Raw genomic sequence first — 16,187 nt, 5'->3', positions numbered from 1 at the left:
CATCGTCCTTGTAGGCGTCGGCCAGGGTGGCGCGCAATCAACGGGTTTTGGTGACCTTGCTCAGATGCCGCGGCTGGTCGGGGTCCAGACCCCGGGCGCGGGCCAGATGGGCGGCCATCACGTAAAAACTCTGAATGGCGAGAATCGGATCGAGGGCCGGATGGCCGGCGCAACTCAGGGTCAGATCGCGCTCGGCGATATCGTCCGGCGCAGCCAGCAGCACCCGTGCGCCGCGCTGACGCATGTCTGCAGCCAGTGCCAGCAGACCGGCCTGTTCGGCACCACGGGGTGCAAACACCAACAGCGGGTATTGATCGTCGACCAGCGCCATCGGCCCGTGGCGTACTTCGGCGCTGCTGAACGCTTCGGCCTGGATCGCCGAGGTTTCCTTGAATTTGAGCGCGGCCTCTTGGGCGATGGCGAAACCCAGCCCTCGGCCGATCACCATCAACCGCTGGCAGTCGCGCAGCACCTCGATGGCGGCTGACCAGTCCTGACGGGCTGCCGCGTGCAGGTCTTCGGCCAGACGCTGGCCGGCCTGCAACAGCGCCTGATCCTGCCGCCAGTGGGCAACCAGCCGTGCGCTGGCGCTCAAGGTGGCGATAAAGCTCTTGGTCGCGGCCACGCTCAGCTCGGCGCCGGCACTCAGCGGCAGGTGGTATTCACAGGCCTGCTGCAGCGGCGAGCCTTCGGCGTTGACCATGGCGATGCTCAGAGCGCCGCGCTCGCGCAACGTCTGCAGCGTGCTGACCAGATCCGGGCTTTGCCCTGACTGCGAGAAGGCGATCGCCGGCTGACCGCTGACCTGCATCGGCGAGTCGTGCAGGGTCACCACCGACATTGGCAGCGACGCCACCGGCACGCCGACCAGTTGCATGGTCAGGTAGGCGAAATAGCTGGCGGCATGATCGGAACTGCCCCGGGCTACCGTAAGTACCACCTGTGGCTGGCTCTGGCGCAGGCGTGCGGCGACGTCGATCAGTGGCGGCTCCAGCACCTCCAACTGGCGGCGCACGACATCGGCGGAGGCGAGCGCCTCTTCAAGCATCTTCGAGTTCAATGGTTTCTCCTTCAACCATAACGGCGGTCAGTGTCAGGTCACGATTCAGATACACGGCATCGGCCCAACTGCCCGATTGCAGGCGGCCGCGCTCGTGGAGGCCCAGATAGTCGGCAGGGAACTGCGACAGGCGCTGCGAGGCTTCGGCCAGCGGCACGCCGATCTTCACCAGATTGCGCAGCGCCTGATCCATGGTCAGCGTGCTGCCGGCCAGGGTGCCGTCGGCCAGACGTACGCCACCCAGGCATTTGGTCACGGTGTGGCTGCCCAACTTGTATTGGCCGTCAGGCATACCGGTGGCCGCGGTGGAATCGGTGACGCAGTACAGGCAGGGGATCGAGCGCAGCGCGACGCGGATCGCGCCGGGGTGAACGTGCAGCAAATCCGGAATCAGCTCGGCAAAACGCGCATGGGCCAACGCCGCGCCGACGATGCCGGGCTCGCGGTGATGCAGCGGGCTCATGGCGTTGTACAGGTGGGTGAAGCTGGTGGCGCCGGCCTCCAGCGCCTTCACGCCTTCTTCGTAACTGCCCAGGGTGTGGCCGATCTGCAGGCGCACACCGCGCGCCGCCAACGCTGTGATCAATGGCAGATGCCCGGCGATTTCCGGGGCGATGGTGATCACTCGGATCGGCGCCAGACGCAGGTAATCTTCGACCTCTTCCAGCAGTGCGGCGTGGGCATGGTTGGGCTGAGCGCCAAGTTTGCCGGGGTTGATATACGGACCCTCCAGGTGCACGCCGAGCACGCGAGCACTGCCGGGCTGGCGGGTTTCGCAGAACGTGCCCAGTTGCTCCAGCACCTGACTGATTTCGGCAGCCGGCGCGGTCATGGTCGTGGCCAGCATCGAGGTGGTGCCAAAGCGCAGATGGGTGCGGGCGATGGTCGCGAAACCGTCGCGGCCTTCCATGATGTCGGCGCCGCCACCCCCATGCACATGCAGATCGATGAAGCCGGGCAGCAGGTAGGGCAGGTCGTTGTCCTGCGGGTCGCATGGTGTGCCGTCGATCTGCGTGACCCGGCCGTCGCGCTGCTGCAACTGGCCACGGACCCAGCCGGTCGGCGTGAGAATGTTGAAATCGGACATAAGGGCTCCGTTGTGTCGCGAGCGCGGACTCAGCGTCGCAATTCGGCGACGAAGTCGTAGTAATCGTCGCGGCAATAGGTGTCGGTCAGCTCGATGGGCGTGTTGTCGGCCAGATAACCGATCCGCGTCATCAGCAGCATCGCCGTGCCGGTTTCGATCCCCACCAGCGCTGCCATTTCCGCCGACGCATTGACCGCACGGATATGCTGCAAGGCGCGCACGACGGGCCGGCCAATGCTGTCGAGATGGGCATACAGCGAGTCGCCGATGGCCTGCGGGTCCCGCAGCAACGCAGCGGGCAGGGCACTCATCTCCACCGCCATGACAATGCCGTCGGCCTTGCGCAGGCGCTTGAGTCGGGCCACGTTCTCCGTCGGCGACAGGCTCAGACGGATCAGCTCCTCATGGGTCGGCAAGGCAATGTCACGGGACAGCCACTGCGAACTCGGCGTGAAACCCTTGAGCCGCAACATCTCGCTGAAACTGGAAAGCCGCGACAACGGCTGCTCCAGACGCGGCGTGATAAAGGTGCCAGACCCCTGACTGCGCCGAATCAGCCCCTGCTCCAGCAACACCTCCAGCGCCTTGCGCGCAGTGACCCGGGAAATATTCAGGGTTTCACTCAGACTGCGTTCGGACGGCAACGCCTGCTCAGCCTTCCAGTGCCCGGCATGAATCGCCGCCTCCAGATTGCGCGCCAACTGCAAATACAGCGGCGTCGGCTGAGAATCATCGGGACGCAGGGCAAGAATTGAATTCATCGGTAGCAAGTCGTTGTTTTCGGATGATGGGCCGAAAATAATACCACTTGCATACCACGTCAATGGAATTGGTATGGTTGTTGTGGGTTTTTGGTCACGGGGTTGTGATGTTTCGATCGGCTCCGTTAGTTCAGCTTACGGCGGTGACATGCTCGGGATAGCTCAAGCCAGCGGGCTGGACCGCCCCGGGATAGGTTGTCTATCGCGCTTCCAAAAAAACTGCTTGGACATCCTGAACTCCCTAGAGCCGGTAGCTGGTAGAAGGCGGCGTCCGGTGGTCCATGGGTGACCGGCAGAGGCCGGTCTATCATCTGCGTTCTGTCGCGCGGATGAGTTTTTATGCTGACCTGAGCACGGTCTAGCTCACCGTTTGAGTGAGATTGCCGGCCGGCCCTACCGTCCAGTTATGATTGGTTCTGGATTGTTGACCACACAACGCATGGTCTTGTAGTCCAAATACGGCATTTCGTCCCCGTCGAATCTACCCAGTGGATCCACCGCGTGTCGAAGTATGTTGACGCCGCCTCCCCAATACGGATCAGTCTCAGCATTCCCGCGCATAACTTTTAAATACTGTCCGTACTTATTTTTAAATACAGGCCTGTCAGGACCTTGAGGGTCTTTCATAGGAGAGTTTTGGTAGTAGTCAGGAGCGTACCAGTCCTTGACCCACTCCAGGCCGTTATCTGTTAGCGAGTATATTCCTAACGGATTAGGCGGAAACATATCCACTGGGAGAGGGGAAGTACTACCTAGTGTCCACCCCTGCAAGCTGGAAAATTCAATTCTATTTCCGCGGCTTGAAATATTTATTCCTTTAGGGTTGTAATTTTCTGTCACTAGGTCATAAGGCTCTGCTCTATAGGTGCCATCGTCTGTGGCCACCATATAATATTGTCCGCGACTACGTGCAGCGTATTCCCACTGTGCTTCTGTGGGCAGAGAAAAAGGAAGTCCAGTGATTTCGTTTAACCAGTCGCAATATTTTGCGGATTCGTACCAATCCGCATGTGCTGGTGTCTCTGCGATGCTATTCATCTGGTCCCATTCAGATTTTCTAACGGTGCCATTTTCTCTCAAAGGTAAATCATTGAATTTTAGGTAATGCTGAAATTCAGAATTGGTAGTTTTATGCTTGCTCATGGAGAAGCTGCTGAGTTCAACTTTGTGCAATGGTTTGCTATGCTTTTCTATATCGTAAGGTAGTCTTTCAGGCGAATGTTCGGGGCCAAAGTCTCCCATCAGAAAAAAACCGCCTTCTACAAAAATCAAATCGTCCTTGACGTTTTTTATGAAAGCCTGCAGTTCATCTCCGGTCAAGGCGTTAATCTCATTGTTGTCCGGAGCATCTTGGCGTTCACATCCTTGAAGCGCGACAATAAACAGAAGGGGTATCAATAGTAGTTGTGTGTTCATGTTTTTTGCGGCCTTATACTAGCTGAGTAGTCGTGGGTTCGCACTCGCCAAAATAGCATTGCTTGGGATAGTGTGGGTTAGAGTCTTGAAAAATGTTGTAATAATAACTATCGTTCATCGCCAAGGAATAGCCCGCTGTAGGCTCAGCTTTCAAGCGCTCGAAAATTACCTCAATATTCCACTTGTGCTCAATCAACGCATCGTCACGGTCGTGGCCTTCGCGCAAAAAACGCAACAAATGACCTTCTTGAGCTTTAGATATATTGCTGGTTTTGCCTGGTATTTTAGTGCCATCATCTGACATTCTACACAAAACCGTATGCCATTCTGAGATGGTTTGAATGCTAGTCAGTATGCGGATAACAGCCTCTTTACGTATATGATAGATATCGCCGGATATGGTTCTGTTATTTATGTCGGCATGATCAAGCTTGCTGTGTCGTGTCAATAGATAAAGTAATATTCCTTTGGTCTCGGGAGTGCATCGCAATAATTCGTCTCCGATGTTCATAACGTTTTCGGCGATGGCGTTGCGTTTTTTTGATGCACTTATTCCATTTTTTGCATCATCAAAAAGGCTGTCTGTCGCCTTTTTTAGTGCCGTAAAAATATCGCGGGAGTATTTAAAGCCCCAGTCGTGAGCCAGATAGGCTTTTCTTTTTCCGAGGATTATTTCCAGAGCGCAAATGTGACCGTAAGCTTTATAGGCGTCTTGGTTCATCACTTCAAAGAAGCCATAGTCCAAAGTGTATATTTGATAGGCTAGCCATGAACCAAATTCTATAATGTTGTTGGCATTGACTTCGGCAATAAATCCACCTTTAGCCCCCCTGCCAACACATACGCTGGCGGAAACATGGAAGCAGAATTTACCGTTGATAAACGTGCAGAAAAACTTTCCGCCCACACCTAGCCCGGTCAGACCGGCGATGTTGTAGCCGATGCTGGCAAAGTCTTCATATTCGCCGGCATATTTACGTAAACCTTGTGCCCGCGTATCCGAGCTTTCCGGTGCTGGCGTCGGCTTCAACCACTGCAACGCCCCCATTACGGTGCCTTCAACGCGCGCGCCCCGGAAATGTTCTCCGGCCAGTTTTACACCTTCGTCTTCCGCCTCCATGGCTTGAAAAAACTCGATGCCCTTGGCCTTGCGTGTCCGAAAGCGCGGCAGGAGGCCAGGCTGTCCAGCGATTACCTGCTGTTGGCCTTTGAGCATCACCTGGACTTGCCCCTCAAGTTGCAATGAGCCGCCTACAAATCCGCCGATTTGACCATCCACCCGCACACGAAGATTGCCAAGATTAAGGATCTCGCCGCTTCGGGTTTTCATTTTTAAGTTCCAGCCGAATTGATCGGGCAATGTCCATTTTAAGTTAAGAAAACCGGAAGCGAGGGTCAAGGTTCTCTTTAGCTCTACATTGAGCGAACTTTGCCGCTTTGCAACATCCAACTCCAGGCTCGCCCCTACGTTGGAGGTGAATCGCATGAACTGAGCCCCGCCGGAGAAATCGACGTTTTCAAATAGCGGCTTGTCAATGGTCAGGTTTTCGTTCCACTCTTTAGCCCAGTCATGTAACGTTCGATCTTCCTTCAGTGATTCCAACTTGAAATCTGAACCGGCCCAATCGAGCACATCCTGAAGTTCTATCTTGATCTTTGACCAGTCCGTGTTTTCGATTCTTTTTGCAATTTTATCGCTGTCGATGGTGAGCCGACCCTGGCGATCACGGGTCAGAAAGTTTTCTTGGCCGCCGAGTTTGTCAGCCGGTTTGAGCTTGACTTTGTGCAACTTGAGACCTTTTTCGGTCTTTTCGAAATAGCCTTTTTTAACGTACGCGTAAGGCACCGATTTTCCGCTTCTTTTACCTTTTCCCCGGTTTTGTCCAGCGATAGGGATCAATTCAACAACATCGTCATAACCCAGCCCCTCTTCAGAAAGGCTTCCAAGTTTTTCCTTGATCGCCTCACGTGTCTTTTCCAGTTCGGTTTCGGCTGCATCGATAGCTTTAAGGCTCTTGTCCATCTGCAGGGAGGACGCTCGTGCCTTGGCACAATCGTCGTAGTACTTCAGCGCGCTCGAGTAGTTAGCTTTGGCTTGGTGAAAGTCATCCATGGCAACCATCATGCCGCGCCAGTGGGTTTCGAATTCTCCTGCGTCCTTGTCGGAGAGAAAAACAAACTCCTCGGTCTCCGGTCGGAAGTAGCAGCGCAACGCCGAGCGGTATACATCAGCGACGGGGGCATCTCTGCCGAGACGGTTTACGGCGATAGGGGTATTGTTCTGGCTCATGTGTTCACACTCCATCAAATTCGAATGGGCTCCATGCCTGCTGTGAGGGCACTGCCGGGGTTGTGATTTGCTTGCCGGTGCCGTACGTGCGGCATTGGGTCGGGTTACCAGTTGCCATAGGGAATGCCGTGCTCCTTGATCCAGGCTTGGGTGGCCGGACTGGGGTCGCGGTAATACTGGCCCCACCCAATCAGGTCTTGAAGATGTCGGAGGACGGCGGCTTGCACCGCGCACACAGGTTGAAACCGGCTTTTTGCACAGAGGATTGCTTCCATGGCGATGTCTTGCACCATGGACGTGAATTCGAGGGTGCAGGTGAACGGCTCGCAGTTGCCTTCGCTGCGGGTGAACGTAAGAACATCGAGTGGAGCGTGAGGATCCTGGACTTCAAGCTCGTGGCAGGAGTGGTTGAGGAAGGCAGTGCTTATGGTATTGGGCATGTACGGGCATCCATGAAAGGCATCAGTCACCCGGCGCCTCCATGGCAACGTGGTTGGAATGACTGGGGTGACGACGAATGTGTCGGTTTTTTCAGAGGGGACGGACGATGCGGGATTTCAGCCTGAGGCTCCAGATGAGCGATTGCGATCAAGACGAGTAGGACGAAATGCAAAGACGTTTCCTACACGACTGAGCAATATTTAGTGCGCTTATTCACAAAACCAAACCGCCAGCATGAGAGCTGGCGGCTGTTTGAGTGGACTCAGATGAACGTGCAGGAGGGCGGCGGGGAGATATGGGCTTCCACCGCCTCCAGCGCATCACAACCATCGCTGAGCAGTATCAGGGCGCAGTTGGCGAGGTAACGCACTTCCTGGTCTTCGACACTGTCCAGGTATTGCAGCAGTTGGCGGGCCATGCGGATGCGGCGATCGGCGCTGGCGTAGAGGTAGTCCAGCGGCGCTTCGGTATCGATGTGCAGAACGGGACAGGCGGAGTTGTTGCTTTTCAGGGGGATGAAACGAGTCATGCGGCACCTCCGGTGTTCGCTATCGAAACGGGTTTGGAGGCCGGGGGATTGGGTGTGATTTTGAACATTGTGCAGCTCCTGTGAGGTTGAGCTGACATCCATCACTTCCACATGAATGGGTGGCAGCTGTGCGAAGGTGTGGAAGACCGGTCACAGGAGACCCCGGCGCACCCGAAGGAGCCCGACGCACAGCCGCCATAGCACAGCCGCCGAAACATTTCTGTTCCAGATGCCTGTCATGAGCTTTCGTGCCCTGTGTTCGGGCTTCCACACCCGGCCGCTGAGTTTGCAGCGACGGCGGGCACACTAGCCGGGAGCTTTGGGCCGAACAAGCGCTCAGGGGCTGACTCTGTAAGCATTGCTGGATTTTCAGAAATTTCCCACATTTCGATCCCGATTATCGGGAAATTCGCGTGTTTTCGCGTTGTTTGTGCAGGGGAGGCATCAAGCACTGCGAAGCAGCTGGCTTGCCAGCGACAGCGCCGTTGACGTCGCCACCGCCGGCAAGCCGGACTGCTACAGGGAAAGGGACAGAATTGCGGGGAGGATTACGGCCGAATCTCGATCATGGTGCCGTCTTTGACCAGTTCCCAGACTTCGCGCATGTCGCCGTTGCGCATGGCGATGCAGCCGTTGGTCCAGTCCAGGGTGTGGAAGTACCACTCCGGGTATTCCTCGTTGATCGGCGTGCCGTGGATCATGATCATGCTGCCGGGGTTGACGCCTTCGCGGCGGGCGCGGGCGGAGTCGGAGATGTTCGGGTAGGAGATGTGCATCGACAGGTTGAAGGCGTCGCTGGTCTTGCGCCAGTCGAGCCAGTAGAAGCCTTCCGGTGTGCGTTGGTCGCCTTCCTGCAGCTTCGGGCCTTTGGGGTATTTGCCCAGGGAGATGCGGTAGGTTTTCAGCGGCTCGCCATGGCTGATCAGTTGCAGCTGGCGGGCGGATTTGAGGACCAGCACTTTATCGATGGCGTGGTCGGCGATGTCGCCGGTGTCCACGACTTTGCCGTCGACAAACTTCTGTTCGCTGCCCTTGGGCACGATGGTCTGGGTAAACGCGGCCTGTGACAACGGAGCGAACGACAGGCATAGAGCAACAAGCAACCAACGCATTTAAAGAGTTTCCCTGAAGCCTGCGCAGCGACTGCGCATCATCGATCAAACGGTTTTGAGTGGTGTAGTGACAACAGAACAATCGGTATGGACCGGGAATTCTTGAGTCCGTCGGTCGTTGAAGAAACATTCCAGGGTCTTTCTGACGGTGTTGAAGGCCAGTTCCGACCACGGGATCTCGGCTTCGTCGAACAGCCTCACTTCAAGGCTTTCGACCCCGGCAGCGAAGTCTTCGCTGGCCATGTTGGCGCGGTAGAAGATGTGCACCTGATTGATGTGCGGCACGTCGATCATCATGTACAGCTGCAGGTCGTCGGCCAGCACGGCACAGGCCTCTTCGACGGTTTCCCGGCGGGCGGCCTGGGCCACGCTCTCGCCGTTTTCCATGAACCCGGCGGGCAGGGTCCAGTAGCCCAGGCGCGGTTCGATGGCGCGGCGACACAGCAATACCTTGTCGCCCCACACCGGTAGCACGCCGGCGACGATGTTGGGGTTCTGGTAGTGAATGGTCTGACAATGGTCGCAGACAAAACGCAGACGGCTGTCGCCTTCGGGGATGCGCTGGATGACCTTTTCGCCGCACTGGCTGCAGAATTTCATGTTTGGATCGGGTTCCTTGAGTCTGCGGCTATCTTGGCGTGTGCGCGGGTAGCGGGCAAGCGGCATATGCCTGCAAGCCGACAAGGGCTTGGGCGTGTCGTCGCTTTGGTGCATGATGCTGGGCAGGCAACAGATCGAGGCTTCCCATGCTGGACGAGCTACTTGGCCGTATAAGCAGCCACACGCCGGGCACGCTGGACACTGACGCACGCTTCCCGGAGGCGGCGGTGCTGCTGCCGATCACTCGACGTGATGAACCGGAACTGGTGCTGACCTTGCGTGCCAGCGGGCTGTCGACCCATGGTGGCGAGGTGGCTTTTCCCGGCGGTCGTCGTGACCCCGAAGACCCTGATCTGATCTTCACCGCGCTGCGCGAAGCCGAAGAGGAAATCGGTCTGCCGCCAGGCCTGGTCGAAGTGGTCGGCCCGCTCAGCCCGCTGATCTCCAAACATGGCATCAAGGTCACGCCTTATGTCGGCGTGATTCCCGATTTTGTCGAATACCGGCCCAACGACGCCGAGATTGCGTCGGTGTTCAGTGTGCCGTTGAGTTTCTTCCGCGAAGACGCCCGCGAACATACCCACCGCATCGACTATCAGGGGCGCAGTTGGTACGTGCCCAGCTACCGCTTTGGCGAGTACAAGATCTGGGGACTGACCGCGATCATGATCGTCGAACTGATGAATGTGCTGTTTGACAGTGATATCCGCCTTAACGAGCCACCCAAGCGCTCGGCCATTCACGTCGTCAAGTGACGCGTCTCATCCAACCGTGAACTAAGCAATAACAACAAGGACCCTTGCATGAAATACCGTCTGGGAGACGCCCGCGTCGAAGCCCATCCGCAAAGCTGGATCGCACCGACCGCCACGCTGATCGGTAAGGTCAAACTGGAAGCCAACGCCAGCGTCTGGTTTGGCGCGGTGCTGCGCGGCGACAACGAGTTGATCCACATCGGCGAGAACAGCAACGTGCAAGATGGCACGGTGATGCACACCGACATGGGATCGCCCTTGACCATCGGCAAGAACGTCACCATCGGTCATAACGTGATGCTGCATGGTTGTTCGGTGGACGACAACACGCTGATCGGTATCAATTCGGTGATCCTTAATGGCGCGAAGATCGGTAAATACTGCATCATCGGCGCCAATTCGCTGATCGGCGAAGGCAAGGTGATTCCGGACGGTTCGCTGGTGATGGGTTCGCCGGGCAAGCTCGTCCGCGAGCTGACCGACGCGGAGAAGAAAATGCTCGAAGCCAGCGCCGCTCACTATGTTCACAACGCCCAGCGCTACGCCCGCGATCTGGCGCCCCAGGAAGACTGATGTCCAGCGACAAGCCGCTCCACGAAAAACCTGTCCGTTCGCCCTGCGTCAGCATCTGCGCGCTGGACGAGGACGACATCTGCACCGGCTGCCAGCGCACGGTGGCTGAAATCACCGCCTGGAGCCGCATGGACAACGACCAGCGCCGGGCGGTGCTGGTGTTGTGCGGCGAGCGGGCGCAGGCGTCCGGGATGATGTTTTCGGTGGGTAACAACTGACCGTGCTTTTGTAGGAGTGAGCTTGCTCGCGATGGAGTCGCTCAGAAGTATCGCCTTGAATGCCCCACCGCAATCGCGAGCAAGCTCACTCCTACAATTAACCGCGTCGATCATCAGGCATCTGTCCGCTACTCAACCCTATCCCCGGCCTTCATGGTAAATTGCGCGCCTTTCTCCCCTGCGGTTGCTCGCCTGTGGCGGGCTGCCCTTGATATCTGCTCCACGAGGACCTGAGATGACTCAAATCGGAACTCCACTGTCGCCGACCGCGACCCGCGTATTGCTCTGCGGTTGCGGCGAGCTGGGCAAGGAAGTGGTGATCGAACTGCAACGTCTGGGCGTTGAAGTGATTGCCGTCGACCGTTATGCCAATGCTCCGGCCATGCAGGTCGCGCACCGCAGCCATGTGATCAACATGCTCGACGGCGCCGCGCTGCGTGCTGTGATCGAGGCCGAGAAGCCGCATTTCATCGTTCCGGAAATCGAAGCCATCGCCACCGCGACGCTGGTGGAGCTGGAGTCCGAAGGCTTTACCGTGATCCCGACGGCTCGCGCCACGCAGTTGACCATGAACCGCGAAGGCATCCGTCGTCTGGCCGCCGAAGAGCTGGACCTGCCGACCTCTCCGTACCACTTCGCCGACACCTTCGAAGATTACAAGAAGGCCGTTGAAGACCTGGGCTTCCCATGTGTGGTCAAGCCGGTCATGAGCTCGTCGGGCAAAGGCCAGAGCCTGCTCAAGACCGAAGCTGACGTGCAGAAGGCCTGGGATTACGCGCAAGAAGGCGGTCGTGCCGGCAAGGGCCGGGTGATCATCGAGGGTTTCATCGATTTCGACTACGAAATCACCCTGCTGACCGTGCGTCACGTTGGCGGCACCACCTTCTGCGCGCCAGTCGGCCACCGTCAGGAGAAGGGCGATTATCAGGAATCCTGGCAGCCTCAGGCGATGAGCCCGGTGGCGCTGGCCGAATCCGAGCGCGTGGCCAAGGCGGTCACCGAAGCATTGGGCGGTCGTGGCCTGTTCGGCGTCGAGCTGTTCATCAAGGGCGATCAGGTCTGGTTCAGCGAAGTGTCGCCGCGTCCGCATGATACCGGTCTGGTGACCCTGATTTCCCAGGACCTGTCGCAGTTCGCCCTGCATGCCCGTGCGATTCTCGGTCTGCCGATTCCACTGATTCGTCAGTTCGGCCCGTCGGCATCGTCGGTGATTCTGGTGGAAGGCACGTCGACCCAGACCGCTTTCGCCAATCTGGAGCAGGCCCTGAGCGAGCCAGACACCGCGCTGCGTCTTTTCGGCAAGCCGGAAGTCAACGGTCAGCGCCGCATGGGCGTGGCCCTGGCCCGCGATGAGTCGATCGAAGCTGCTCGCGCCAAGGCGACCCGCGCATCGGGCGCGGTGAAAGTGCAGTTGTAAGCGGCATCGGCAATGAAAAACGGCGCCCCTTGGGGCGCCGTTTTTGTTGGTGTATTCGTAGCCTGTCGTAGGAGTGAGCTTGCTCGCGATTGCAATGCTTCAGGAGCACCGAGATGCCTGATCCTGAGCGATCGCGAGCAAGCTCACTCCTACAGATCAAGCGCCACGCAATTCAAGCGTCAGGCGATCTTGTCCAGATCCGCATGCCGGGTCTCTTTCAGGCACAGCACGGCGATCAGGCTGATCAGCGCCGCCGCCGAGACATACCCGCCGACCCAGCTCAGACCACCCATCTCCACCAGTTGCTGGGCGAAGAACGGTGCCACCGAAGCGCCGACGATGCCGCCGATGTTGTAGGCCGCCGAAGCGCCGGTGTAGCGCACGCGGGTCGGGAACAGTTCCGGCAGCATGGCGCCCATCGGGGCGAAGGTCACGCCCATCAGGAACAGTTCGATGGACAGAAACAGCGTCACCGCCCATGTGGTGCCGTGGGTCAGCAGTGGCTCCATCAGGAAGCCGGACAGAATCGCCAGCACGCCGCCGATGATCAGCACCGGTTTGCGTCCGAAACGGTCACTGGCCCAGGCCGAAAGCGGAGTGGCCAAGGCCATGAACAGCACCGCAAAGCACAGCATGGCGAGGAACGATTCACGGCTGTAGCCAAGAGTTTTCACTCCGTAGCTCAGCGAGAACACCGTGGAGATATAGAACAGCGCGTAGCACACGACCATCGACGCCGCGCCCAGCAGCATCGGTGCCCAGTACTGCGCGAACAGCTCGGCAATCGGCATTTTCACCCGTTCGTGGCGGGCAATCGCCTTGGCGAACACCGGTGTTTCTTCCAGTTTCAGGCGCACGTAGAGGCCGATGACCACCAGCACGGCGCTGAGCAGGAACGGAATCCGCCAGCCCCACGAGCGGAACTGCTCGTCATTGAGGGTCACCGCCAGGGTCAGGAACAAGCCGTTGGCGGCCAGAAAGCCGATCGACGGGCCCAGTTGCGGGAACATGCCGAACCAGGCGCGTTTGCCTTTCGGCGCGTTTTCCGTGGCCAGCAGCGCTGCGCCACCCCATTCACCGCCCAGCCCAAGGCCCTGGCCGAAGCGCAACACGCACAGCAGGATCGGTGCCCATGAGCCGATGGCTTCGTAGCCGGGCAGCACGCCGATCAGGGTGGTGCAGACGCCCATCAGCAGCAGCGAAGCGACCAGTGTCGATTTGCGCCCGATGCGGTCACCGAAGTGGCCGAACAGCGCCGAGCCCAGCGGGCGGGCGAGGAAGGCGATGCCGAAGGTCAGAAAGGCCGACAGCATCTGTGCGGTGCTGGAGGTCTGTGGAAAGAACACCGGGCCGATCACCAGTGCTGCCGCAGTGGCGTAGACGTAGAAGTCGTAGAACTCGATGGCGGTGCCGATGAAGCTCGCCGTGGCGACGCGGGCCGCCGAGTTGGCGGGGCGGGCTTCGCTCTCGTCGCCCGGTTGATAGGCAGAAGTCGTGCTCATGCAATTATCCCTGGATCATCTTGCCGGCCGGCAGGCGTCGAACATCGCGCGAAAACCGGGGCAATCGTTAATTGTTGTGGGGGCAGCGCTGAACAGACTAGCCCGGATGCGGGCAGGGGCGTTGGCAAGGCTCGGGATGAGAGCGGGCGCCAGGGGTGTTGCGTGAAGACGTCAGGCTGTTGGCTGGCCGGATCGCGCTCTGTGCGGGTAGCACGCGGATCGGCGGGGCTGGGTAAGCGGTTTGATTATAGGAACGGCGCTGGCGCGGAAACAAGTGTTTACAAGCCCGCGCCAGAGCCTCAGGTCACATCTTTGGTGCGGGTGTTCTGCCACATCAGCACGCGGGTCACCCGGTTGTCTTCGGTTTCCAGCGTTTCCAGGCGGTACGGGCCGATCTTCAGGCACACCGAGCTGTCGGGAATGGTTTCCAGCGCTTCGGTGATGAGGCCGTTGAGGGTTTTCGGGCCATCGGACGGCAGGTGCCAGCCCAGGCTCTTGTTCAGATCGCGGATCGACGCTGCGCCTTCGATGACCAGACGGCCGTCTGGCTGCGGGTGAATGTGCGGGTTGTCGAGGGATTGCTCGCTTTCAAACTCGCCGACGATCTCTTCGAGAATGTCTTCCAGGCTGACGATGCCCAGCACTTCGCCATACTCGTCGACCACCACGCCCATCCGCCGCTGCTGTTTGTGGAAGTTGAGCAACTGCAATTGCAGCGGCGTGCTTTCCGGCACGAAGTACGGTTCGTAGCAGGCGGCCTTCAGCGCTTCCTTGGTCAGTTCGCCGCGCGGCAGCAGGTGGCTGATCATCCGCGTGTTGAGCACGCCTTCGACCTGATTGATGTCGTTGTGATAGACCGGCAGACGGGTGTGGCGGGAAATGATCAGCTTGTCGATGATTTCCTCGATGGTGTCATCGAGGTTGATGCCGTCGACCTCGCTGCGGGGCACCAATATGTCGTTGACGGTCATGCTGGCCAGCGCGTGGATGCCGGAAATTACCTGGGCGCGGCCAAAGCCGTTTTCGTTTTCCTGGTAGATCGTCGGGCCCATGTCGTCGTCATCGCCGGCGGTGTCGGGGCGGCGCTTCGACAGGAACGGCCGCAACAGCAGTTTGGCGATGTTCTTGTACAACCAGGTCAGCGGCCGCAGCAGCCGCATGGGAATGCGCAGCACGTTGTTGCCCAGCAGCAGGATCGCTTCCGGGCGGCGGGACGCCAGTTTGCGCGGAATGAACTCGGTGACCACCACTAGCAGGCTGCCGACCGCCAGCCAGGCGATCAGCGCGCCGTGGAAATACCACTGGCCGACTGCGAGCAGAGTGACGAGCACGGTGATCAGCACTCGCAGCAGGGTGTTGCCGAGGATCAGGCTATTGAGATTGAAAGCCAGCACCGGTTTCGGCGGCTCGGTCGAGCGCGGATTGACCCGTGCCGCACGCAGATTGTGGTGGGCCGCTTCGACGGCGGTGAACAGCCCTGACCACGAGGTGAGCAGGGCGAGGAGCGCGAGCATCGTGCCGATGGGCAGGTTATCCATGATCGACGCCTGTCAGATGTGCAGGATGTATTCGCGTACCAGCTTGCTGCCGAAATAGGCCAGCATCAGCAGGCAGAAACCGCCCAGGGTCCAGCGGATGGCCTTGTGCCCACGCCAGCCCAGGCTGTGGCGTCCCCACAACAGCACGCTGAAGACGATCCAGGCGAGGATCGACAGCAGGGTCTTGTGTACCAGATGCTGGGCGAACAGGTTTTCGACGAACAGCCAGCCGGACACCAGTGACATCGACAACAGGGTCCAGCCCGCCCAGAGAAAGCCGAACAGCAGACTTTCCATGGTCTGCAGCGGCGGGAAACTGCGGATCAGGCCTGACGGGTGCTTGTTCTTCAATTGGCGGTTCTGCACCAGCAGCAACAGTGCCTGGAACATCGCGATGGTGAACATGCCGTAGGCGAGGATCGACAGCAGAATATGGCCGATCAGGCCATTTTCTCCGGTGATCGGCTGCAGCGTGCCGACCGGTGCGAACTGCGCCATCAACGTGGTCAACAGACCCAGCGGAAACAGCAGAACCAGCAGGATTTCCACCGGTATGCGGATACACGCCAGCATGGTCACGATGATCACCGCGACGGCAATCAGGCTGGCGGCACTGAAAAAGTCCAGACCCAGGCCGATAGGGCGCACCAGCTGACCGACCAGGGCGCTGGCATGGCAGGCGACGGCCAGGGTACCGATCAGGCACAGCAGCCATTTGTCGGTCTTTTTGCCCTGACGCAGGCGGATGCCTTGATAGAGAGTCGCAGCGGCGTAGAGGGCGGCGGCGGCGAGGCTGAATAGCAAACTCGGTGACAAGGGGAACATAGATCCTGATGGGCGTGCCCGAAAGCCGCTGAGTTTGGCATAGAACCGGCGGGACACGAAAGA

General features: G+C 58.8%; 16 protein-coding genes. 4 read left to right on the top strand and 12 right to left on the bottom strand.

Going from position 1 to position 16,187, the window contains the following annotated elements:
- Positions 1-37: 37 nt before the first annotated feature.
- The 9 genes from ACIPL0_RS18715 to ACIPL0_RS18675 form a co-directional block, all read right to left on the bottom strand.
- Complete coding sequence (locus ACIPL0_RS18715) at positions 38-1,060, bottom strand: SIS domain-containing protein (protein WP_400598083.1); 1,023 nt, start codon at positions 1,058-1,060, stop codon at positions 38-40.
- Positions 1,041-2,147, bottom strand: a complete 1,107-nt coding sequence (nagA, locus tag ACIPL0_RS18710; RefSeq protein WP_400598084.1) for an N-acetylglucosamine-6-phosphate deacetylase — start codon at positions 2,145-2,147, stop codon at positions 1,041-1,043. The genes ACIPL0_RS18715 and nagA overlap by 20 nt, the downstream gene beginning before the upstream one ends.
- A gap of 29 nt (positions 2,148-2,176) precedes the next feature.
- Positions 2,177-2,908: a GntR family transcriptional regulator gene (locus tag ACIPL0_RS18705; protein ID WP_400598085.1), complete on the bottom strand. Its 732-nt coding sequence runs from the start codon at positions 2,906-2,908 to the stop codon at positions 2,177-2,179.
- A gap of 393 nt (positions 2,909-3,301) precedes the next feature.
- Positions 3,302-4,324 (bottom strand): formylglycine-generating enzyme family protein, encoded by a 1,023-nt coding sequence (locus ACIPL0_RS18700; RefSeq protein ID WP_400598087.1) that lies wholly within the window; start codon positions 4,322-4,324, stop codon positions 3,302-3,304.
- Positions 4,325-4,337: 13 nt separating this feature from the next.
- A complete protein-coding gene (locus ACIPL0_RS18695) occupies positions 4,338-6,614 on the bottom strand; it encodes a hypothetical protein (RefSeq protein WP_400598089.1) in 2,277 nt (758 codons plus the stop codon).
- A gap of 104 nt (positions 6,615-6,718) precedes the next feature.
- Positions 6,719-7,054 (bottom strand): hypothetical protein, encoded by a 336-nt coding sequence (locus ACIPL0_RS18690; protein ID WP_400598091.1) that lies wholly within the window; start codon positions 7,052-7,054, stop codon positions 6,719-6,721.
- A 263-nt stretch (positions 7,055-7,317) separates the two neighbouring features.
- Positions 7,318-7,584 carry a hypothetical protein gene (locus tag ACIPL0_RS18685; RefSeq protein WP_400598093.1) on the bottom strand — a complete coding sequence of 89 codons (267 nt, stop codon included), beginning with the start codon at positions 7,582-7,584 and terminating at the stop codon, positions 7,318-7,320.
- Positions 7,585-8,132: 548 nt separating this feature from the next.
- Positions 8,133-8,696 (bottom strand): murein L,D-transpeptidase family protein, encoded by a 564-nt coding sequence (locus tag ACIPL0_RS18680; protein WP_400598095.1) that lies wholly within the window; start codon positions 8,694-8,696, stop codon positions 8,133-8,135.
- A gap of 45 nt (positions 8,697-8,741) precedes the next feature.
- Complete coding sequence (locus tag ACIPL0_RS18675) at positions 8,742-9,296, bottom strand: NUDIX hydrolase (RefSeq protein WP_400598097.1); 555 nt, start codon at positions 9,294-9,296, stop codon at positions 8,742-8,744.
- 146 nt (positions 9,297-9,442) lie between these two features.
- On the opposite strand from ACIPL0_RS18675, the gene ACIPL0_RS18670 reads away from it, so the two are divergent.
- From ACIPL0_RS18670 to purT, 4 genes are all read left to right on the top strand, one after another.
- Complete coding sequence (locus ACIPL0_RS18670) at positions 9,443-10,051, top strand: CoA pyrophosphatase (protein ID WP_400598098.1); 609 nt, start codon at positions 9,443-9,445, stop codon at positions 10,049-10,051.
- A 48-nt stretch (positions 10,052-10,099) separates the two neighbouring features.
- Entirely contained in the window at positions 10,100-10,624 is a 525-nt protein-coding gene (locus ACIPL0_RS18665; RefSeq protein WP_400598100.1) for a gamma carbonic anhydrase family protein, read from the top strand.
- Positions 10,624-10,842 carry a DUF1289 domain-containing protein gene (locus ACIPL0_RS18660; protein ID WP_400598102.1) on the top strand — a complete coding sequence of 73 codons (219 nt, stop codon included), beginning with the start codon at positions 10,624-10,626 and terminating at the stop codon, positions 10,840-10,842. Before ACIPL0_RS18665 ends, ACIPL0_RS18660 begins: the two co-directional genes overlap by 1 nt.
- Before the next feature lie 235 nt (positions 10,843-11,077).
- Positions 11,078-12,259 carry a formate-dependent phosphoribosylglycinamide formyltransferase gene (gene purT / locus ACIPL0_RS18655; RefSeq protein WP_400598104.1) on the top strand — a complete coding sequence of 394 codons (1,182 nt, stop codon included), beginning with the start codon at positions 11,078-11,080 and terminating at the stop codon, positions 12,257-12,259.
- Between the two features lie 179 nt (positions 12,260-12,438).
- On the opposite strand, the gene ACIPL0_RS18650 is transcribed toward purT, so the two are convergent.
- The 3 genes from ACIPL0_RS18650 to ACIPL0_RS18640 form a co-directional block, all read right to left on the bottom strand.
- Positions 12,439-13,761: an MFS transporter gene (locus ACIPL0_RS18650; RefSeq protein ID WP_400598106.1), complete on the bottom strand. Its 1,323-nt coding sequence runs from the start codon at positions 13,759-13,761 to the stop codon at positions 12,439-12,441.
- A gap of 299 nt (positions 13,762-14,060) precedes the next feature.
- Positions 14,061-15,299, bottom strand: a complete 1,239-nt coding sequence (locus ACIPL0_RS18645) for a CNNM domain-containing protein (protein ID WP_400598107.1) — start codon at positions 15,297-15,299, stop codon at positions 14,061-14,063.
- Between the two features lie 12 nt (positions 15,300-15,311).
- Positions 15,312-16,124, bottom strand: coding sequence for an inner membrane protein YpjD (locus tag ACIPL0_RS18640; RefSeq protein ID WP_400598110.1), 813 nt, complete (start codon positions 16,122-16,124; stop codon positions 15,312-15,314).
- Positions 16,125-16,187 lie beyond the last annotated feature (63 nt).

The organism is Pseudomonas sp. NPDC090208 (assembly GCF_044746785.1).
GTDB lineage: Bacteria > Pseudomonadota > Gammaproteobacteria > Pseudomonadales > Pseudomonadaceae > Aquipseudomonas.
Note: the sequence above shows the minus strand (reverse complement) of the source record. Positions and strands in the feature narration are given on the sequence as shown.

What these genes read in the sequence shown, in the direction of transcription:
- purT (WP_400598104.1), top strand. Translation starts at nt 11,078, where the DNA reads ATGACTCAAATCGGAACTCCACTGTCGCCGACCGCGACCCGCGTATTG.
- ACIPL0_RS18645 (WP_400598107.1), bottom strand. Translation starts at nt 15,299, where the DNA reads ATGGATAACCTGCCCATCGGCACGATGCTCGCGCTCCTCGCCCTGCTC.
- ACIPL0_RS18660 (WP_400598102.1), top strand. Translation starts at nt 10,624, where the DNA reads ATGTCCAGCGACAAGCCGCTCCACGAAAAACCTGTCCGTTCGCCCTGC.
- ACIPL0_RS18670 (WP_400598098.1), top strand. Translation starts at nt 9,443, where the DNA reads ATGCTGGACGAGCTACTTGGCCGTATAAGCAGCCACACGCCGGGCACG.
- ACIPL0_RS18665 (WP_400598100.1), top strand. Translation starts at nt 10,100, where the DNA reads ATGAAATACCGTCTGGGAGACGCCCGCGTCGAAGCCCATCCGCAAAGC.
- ACIPL0_RS18640 (WP_400598110.1), bottom strand. Translation starts at nt 16,124, where the DNA reads ATGTTCCCCTTGTCACCGAGTTTGCTATTCAGCCTCGCCGCCGCCGCC.
- ACIPL0_RS18650 (WP_400598106.1), bottom strand. Translation starts at nt 13,761, where the DNA reads ATGAGCACGACTTCTGCCTATCAACCGGGCGACGAGAGCGAAGCCCGC.
- ACIPL0_RS18695 (WP_400598089.1), bottom strand. Translation starts at nt 6,614, where the DNA reads ATGAGCCAGAACAATACCCCTATCGCCGTAAACCGTCTCGGCAGAGAT.
- ACIPL0_RS18705 (WP_400598085.1), bottom strand. Translation starts at nt 2,908, where the DNA reads ATGAATTCAATTCTTGCCCTGCGTCCCGATGATTCTCAGCCGACGCCG.
- ACIPL0_RS18680 (WP_400598095.1), bottom strand. Translation starts at nt 8,696, where the DNA reads ATGCGTTGGTTGCTTGTTGCTCTATGCCTGTCGTTCGCTCCGTTGTCA.
- ACIPL0_RS18685 (WP_400598093.1), bottom strand. Translation starts at nt 7,584, where the DNA reads ATGACTCGTTTCATCCCCCTGAAAAGCAACAACTCCGCCTGTCCCGTT.
- nagA (WP_400598084.1), bottom strand. Translation starts at nt 2,147, where the DNA reads ATGTCCGATTTCAACATTCTCACGCCGACCGGCTGGGTCCGTGGCCAG.
- ACIPL0_RS18700 (WP_400598087.1), bottom strand. Translation starts at nt 4,324, where the DNA reads ATGAACACACAACTACTATTGATACCCCTTCTGTTTATTGTCGCGCTT.
- ACIPL0_RS18690 (WP_400598091.1), bottom strand. Translation starts at nt 7,054, where the DNA reads ATGCCCAATACCATAAGCACTGCCTTCCTCAACCACTCCTGCCACGAG.
- ACIPL0_RS18675 (WP_400598097.1), bottom strand. Translation starts at nt 9,296, where the DNA reads ATGAAATTCTGCAGCCAGTGCGGCGAAAAGGTCATCCAGCGCATCCCC.